The sequence below is a fragment of the Sphingomonas sp. genome (assembly GCF_019242355.1).
GTDB lineage: Bacteria > Pseudomonadota > Alphaproteobacteria > Sphingomonadales > Sphingomonadaceae > Sphingomicrobium.
Genome location: NZ_JAFAVR010000041.1, coordinates 1 through 4729 on the forward strand (window position 1 = coordinate 1; position 4729 = coordinate 4729).

Sequence of the window (4729 nt, forward strand, 5' to 3'; positions counted from 1 at the left end):
CGGGCCGCGCTACCGCCCCTTCGCCTCGCCGCCCTATCGCGTCGCGATGGGCCTGGAAAACCTGTCGCTGGACGACTGGATCGAGATCGACGACGCGTTCCGTGATCAACTCGCCGAAAAGCGCCGGCTGCTCGCCGAGCGCCACGCCGAGGTGTTCCAGAGCCTTCCCGAATCGACCGACCCGTCGCGCGAGGTGCTGACGCTGCTGGGTGAGCACCTGCCCCGACGCTTTCCGGCGCTGTTCCGGCGCCGGGGCGACACGCTGGACAATGCCGCCACCGCCGAGCGCTGGAATTTGGCGCAGACCGACCTGCATCCGCTCGATCTCGCCGGCCGGCTGGTGCAGGAGGATCTTTGCGTGATGCAGGCGGGGCCGGAGGGCTACCGGCTCACCGCCGCCTCGCTCTGCTTTCCCACGCGCTGGCGGCTCGCCGAGAAGATCGGCAAGCCGATGCAGGGCATCCACGCGCCGGTGCCGCTCTACGCCGAGCGGCTGGCGCGGCCAGTCGACCGCTTCTTCGACCACCTCCGGGCGGAGCGGCCGGTCGCGCGGGTGAATTTCAGCCTGCTGACCGACCCCGCGCTGTTCCAGCCCGCCGGCCACGGCAGGCGGGAGGCCGACCCGACGATCACGGCGGAGAACGCGGGGGCGCGGGTGCATCTCCGCATGGAGCGCCAGACGCTGCGGCGGCTGCCGTGCAGCGCCGCCATCCTGTTCACGATTCGCGTCCACCAGTGTCCGCTCGCGGTGTTCGAAGACGACCCGCGCGGTGCCGCGGACCTGGCCGCCAGCCTGCGGACGATGCCGGAGGGGGTCGCGCTGTACAAGAGCCTCCCGGTGCTCGCCGACCCCGTGCTCGCCTATCTCGACCGGCTGTCGGGGGAAGGCGGCCAGTCAGTGCAGTTGCAGCCAGGCGCCCGGATGGCGCCAGCGGCCAGGCCCGGCCAGGTCGGCTGAGGCGACCCGGACCGAATGCAGCCGGCCCTCCAGCTCGCGGTCCCAGAAGTCCAGGAACTTCCGCAGCACCGGGAAGCGGGGCGCGAGGTCCATCTGCTGCCAGATGAAGCTCTGCAGCACCGCCGGGTGGTCCGGCAGGTGATAGAGGATCTCCGCCGTGGTGAGCCGATAGCCGTGTGGATGTCGGAGCAGCTTCATCCCGTCCTCCGGAGTGCGATGCCATCCAGCCGGTGCCCGCGTCCGCGTCTTTGCCGCGCGGGGTGATCGCAGGGACGGCGATGTTCGCGGTGCGAACCGCATGCCACAAGAAAAATCGAACGGAAACAGGGGGTTGGCACTCCAGCATGGGGAGTGCTGCCAAACGCTTGACACGCGGGCGTGAGCCAACTAGATCGTTGGCACTCCCGGCCTGGGAGTGCCAATCAGCTACCCCCAAGCCCCTATCCGAAGCACCAGAGACAGTCAGGAGCCATCGCTACATGAAGTTCCGTCCCCTGCACGACCGGGTCGTGGTCCGTCGGCTGAACGCCGAAGAGAAGACCTCGGGCGGCATCATCATCCCCGACACGGCCAAGTAAAAGCCGATGGAAGGCGAGATCGTCGCCGCCGGCCCGGGCGCCCGCAACGAACAGGGCCAGATCACCGCACTCGACGTGAAGGCCGGCGACCGCGTGCTGTTCGGCAAGTGGTCGGGCACCGAGGTCAAGATCGACGGCGAGGAGCTGCTGATCATGAAGGAGACCGACATCATGGGCATCATCGAGGGTCAGCCCGCCGAGACCAAGAAGGCCGCCTGACCTCCGTCCTCGCCCATTTTCCCTAACCGACCCAATCAAGGAATTCGCACAACATGGCTGCAAAAGAAGTTCGCTTCGGGGGCGATGCCCGCCAGCGCATGCTGCGCGGCGTGGATACCCTCGCCGACGCGGTTCGCGTCACCCTCGGCCCGAAGGGCCGCAACGTCGTGCTCGACAAGAGTTTTGGCGCGCCGCGCATCACCAAGGACGGCGTGACCGTCGCCAAAGAGATCGAGCTCGCCGACAAGTTCGAGAACATGGGCGCGCAGATGGTGCGCGAGGTCGCAAGCAAGACCAGCGACCTGGCCGGTGACGGCACCACCACCGCGACCGTGCTCGCCCACGCCATCGTCCGCGAGGGCTCCAAGGCGGTGGCCGCCGGCATGAATCCGATGGACCTCAAGCGCGGCATCGACCAGGCGGTCAACGCCATCGTCGAGGAGCTGAAGACGCGCAGCCGCAAGATCACCACGCCTGCCGAGACCGCCCAGGTCGGCACCATCTCCGCCAACGGCGAGGCCGAGATCGGCAAGATGATCGCGGAGGCGATGCAGAAGGTCGGCAACGAGGGCGTCATCACGGTCGAGGAGGCCAAGGGCATCCAGACCGAGCTCGACGTCGTCGAGGGCATGCAGTTCGACCGCGGCTACGTCTCGCTGTACTTCATCACCAACGCCGAGAAGATGATCGCCGAGTTGGATCAGCCGTACATCCTGATCCACGAGAAGAAGCTGTCGGGCCTGCAGCCGATGCTGCCGCTGCTGGAGAGCGTCGTGCAGTCCGGCCGGCCGCTGCTGATCGTCGCCGAGGACGTCGAGGGCGAGGCGCTGGCGACGCTCGTCGTCAACAAGCTGCGCGGCGGACTGAAGGTCGCGGCGGTGAAGGCGCCGGGCTTCGGCGACCGCCGCAAGGCGATGCTGGAAGACATCGCCATCCTGACCGGCGGCCAGGTGATCAGCGAAGATCTCGGCATCAAGCTCGAGAACGTCACGCTGCAGATGCTCGGCAAGGCCAAGAAGGTGCTGATCGAGAAGGAGAACACCACGATCGTCGAGGGCGCCGGCCAGAAAGGCGACATCACCGGCCGCTGCAACCAGATCCGCGCGCAGATCGAGGAGACGACCTCGGACTACGATCGCGAGAAGCTGCAGGAGCGGCTGGCCAAGCTCGCCGGCGGCGTCGCGGTGATCCGCGTCGGCGGCTCGACGGAAGTCGAGGTGAAGGAGCGCAAGGACCGGGTAGACGACGCGCTGCACGCGACCCGTGCCGCCGTCGAGGAAGGCATCGTGCCGGGCGGCGGCGTCGCCCTCGCGCGTGCCAGCCTGATCCTGTCCAAGCTCTCGCCCGAGAACGAGGACCAGCGCCTGGGCATCGAGATCGTCCGCAAGGCCGCCCAGTCGCCGCTGCGCCAGATCGCCGAGAATGCTGGCGAGGACGGTGCGGTGATCTCCGGCAAGGTGTTCGACAAGAACGAGCCGACCTGGGGCTTCGACGCCCAGAGCGGCGAGTTCAAGGACCTGGTCGCGGCCGGCATCATCGACCCGACGAAGGTCGTCCGGGTGGCCCTGCAGCACGCGGCCTCGGTCGCCGGCCTGCTGGTGACCACCGAGGCGATGGTCGCCGAGAAGCCGGAGAAGAAGGGTCCGCCGATGCCTCCGGGCGGCGGCGGCGGCATGGGCGACATGGATTTCTGATCTCGCCCGACCGAAGAACTGCGAAGGGGGTGGGCCGGCGGTCCGCCCCCTTCTGCTGTCCGGCCGGCTCTGTACGGCAGGCCACAAATGTCACCGTGGCTCGATTGACATCGCGGCAGGTTTCTGGCGGACTGCCCCGGCAATCGTCTTTTTGGCTTGCCTTGCTGCGCTCCGTCCTGCGAGTCGGTTCCTTCAAGACGTCCAAAGGCAGGTTGTCGCCCCGCACCGCGCTTGAGGCGCGGCGCTTTCGACGGAGAACAAGGCAGAGATGGCTATCGGCACGGTCAAGTGGTTCAACGCAACCAAGGGCTACGGCTTCATCATGCCGCAGGACGGCGGCAAGGACGTTTTCGTCCATATCACGGCGGTCCAGGCCGCCGGGCTGAAGGGCCTCAATGACGGTCAGCGCGTCAGCTACGACGTCGCGATGGAACGCGGCAAGGCTTCCGCGACCAACCTGAAAGTCGCCTGAGCCCTTCCCGCTCCAATTCGCGTTTCGACAGAGCACCGTCCCCATGCGCCCCAGCACCGTCCGTCGCGCCGCCGTTCGCGGCAATGGGGCCGGGCTGCTGGCGGCCATGCGGCGCCGAATACTGATGGTAAGCACCCGCGAAGGCGGGAGCCGACAGCGATGTTTACCTCAGCCGCGCGACGGCCTCGCGCATCGGAAGGAGTGATCGGACATGGCCACCGGCACCGTCAAATGGTTCAACGCGACCAAGGGCTACGGCTTCATCATGCCGCAGGACGGCGGCAAGGACGTGTTCGTCCATATCACCGCCGTGCAGGCGGCCGGGCTGAAGGGCCTGAATGACGGACAGAAGGTGAGCTACGACGTTGCGATGGAGCGCGGCAAAGCGGCGGCAACCAACCTGAAGCTGATGTAGAACGCCGCCGTTCTGCTGATCACCGCCTGCGGCCCGCCCTGGGGCCGCTCCAGGGCGGGCCGACGCTGTTCAGAGCGGCCTGCGTTGCCGCGCCTTCAGTCCACGCCATAGCCGAGCCGCTCGATCGCCGGCCGCAGGATCGGGATCACCGGCTCGATGTGGCTCAGATAGTGGCGGTAGCGGAACCGCGATCTGTCGTACAGCGGCTCAGTGACCTGTGCATAGCTCGCCGTGCGGGCGTAGCGGCGGTTCTCGTTGAAGTTCAGGCAGCGAGCGTCGAAATCTTCGCCGAGAAAATCCAGCATGCGCCGCACGCTTGCCTCCTGGTCATCGACCATGTCCTCGTAGCGGACCGGCAGATAGCGGAGCGTCATTTCGGTGCGATAGCTCTCG

6 protein-coding genes and 1 pseudogene are annotated in these 4729 nt (G+C 67.3%); 5 read left to right on the plus strand and 2 right to left on the minus strand.

Going from position 1 to position 4729, the window contains the following annotated elements:
- Positions 1-958: DUF3445 domain-containing protein (locus tag JOZ79_RS01770; protein WP_294069760.1), on the plus strand; the 958-nt coding region annotated here is incomplete at its 5' end.
- Here JOZ79_RS01770 and JOZ79_RS01775 read toward each other — a convergent pair.
- Complete coding sequence (locus JOZ79_RS01775) at positions 896-1156, minus strand: protein usg (protein WP_294069762.1); 261 nt, start codon at positions 1154-1156, stop codon at positions 896-898. The two genes, JOZ79_RS01770 and JOZ79_RS01775, sit on opposite strands and share 63 nt — an antisense overlap.
- Before the next feature lie 281 nt (positions 1157-1437).
- Between JOZ79_RS01775 and JOZ79_RS01780 the strand changes: the two are divergent.
- The 4 genes and pseudogenes from JOZ79_RS01780 (at position 1438) to JOZ79_RS01795 (ending at position 4336) form a co-directional block, all read left to right on the plus strand.
- Positions 1438-1755 (plus strand): annotated as a pseudogene (locus JOZ79_RS01780) (co-chaperone GroES).
- Positions 1756-1808: 53 nt separating this feature from the next.
- Positions 1809-3449, plus strand: coding sequence for a chaperonin GroEL (groL, locus tag JOZ79_RS01785; protein WP_294069765.1), 1641 nt, complete (start codon positions 1809-1811; stop codon positions 3447-3449).
- Between the two features lie 268 nt (positions 3450-3717).
- The gene (locus JOZ79_RS01790) at positions 3718-3921 is read left to right on the plus strand and encodes a cold-shock protein (protein WP_294069768.1); all 204 of its coding nucleotides are present in this window, start codon (positions 3718-3720) and stop codon (positions 3919-3921) included.
- A gap of 211 nt (positions 3922-4132) precedes the next feature.
- Entirely contained in the window at positions 4133-4336 is a 204-nt protein-coding gene (locus JOZ79_RS01795; protein ID WP_294069772.1) for a cold-shock protein, read from the plus strand.
- A gap of 95 nt (positions 4337-4431) precedes the next feature.
- On the opposite strand, the gene JOZ79_RS01800 is transcribed toward JOZ79_RS01795, so the two are convergent.
- Positions 4432-4729, minus strand: a 298-nt coding sequence (locus tag JOZ79_RS01800) for a sulfotransferase domain-containing protein (RefSeq protein WP_294069775.1), incomplete at its 5' end; no start/stop codon positions are given.

Coding starts and splice junctions, on each gene's coding strand:
- JOZ79_RS01775 (WP_294069762.1), bottom strand. CDS start 1,156: ATGAAGCTGCTCCGACATCCACACGGCTATCGGCTCACCACGGCGGAG.
- groL (WP_294069765.1), top strand. CDS start 1,809: ATGGCTGCAAAAGAAGTTCGCTTCGGGGGCGATGCCCGCCAGCGCATG.
- JOZ79_RS01790 (WP_294069768.1), top strand. CDS start 3,718: ATGGCTATCGGCACGGTCAAGTGGTTCAACGCAACCAAGGGCTACGGC.
- JOZ79_RS01795 (WP_294069772.1), top strand. CDS start 4,133: ATGGCCACCGGCACCGTCAAATGGTTCAACGCGACCAAGGGCTACGGC.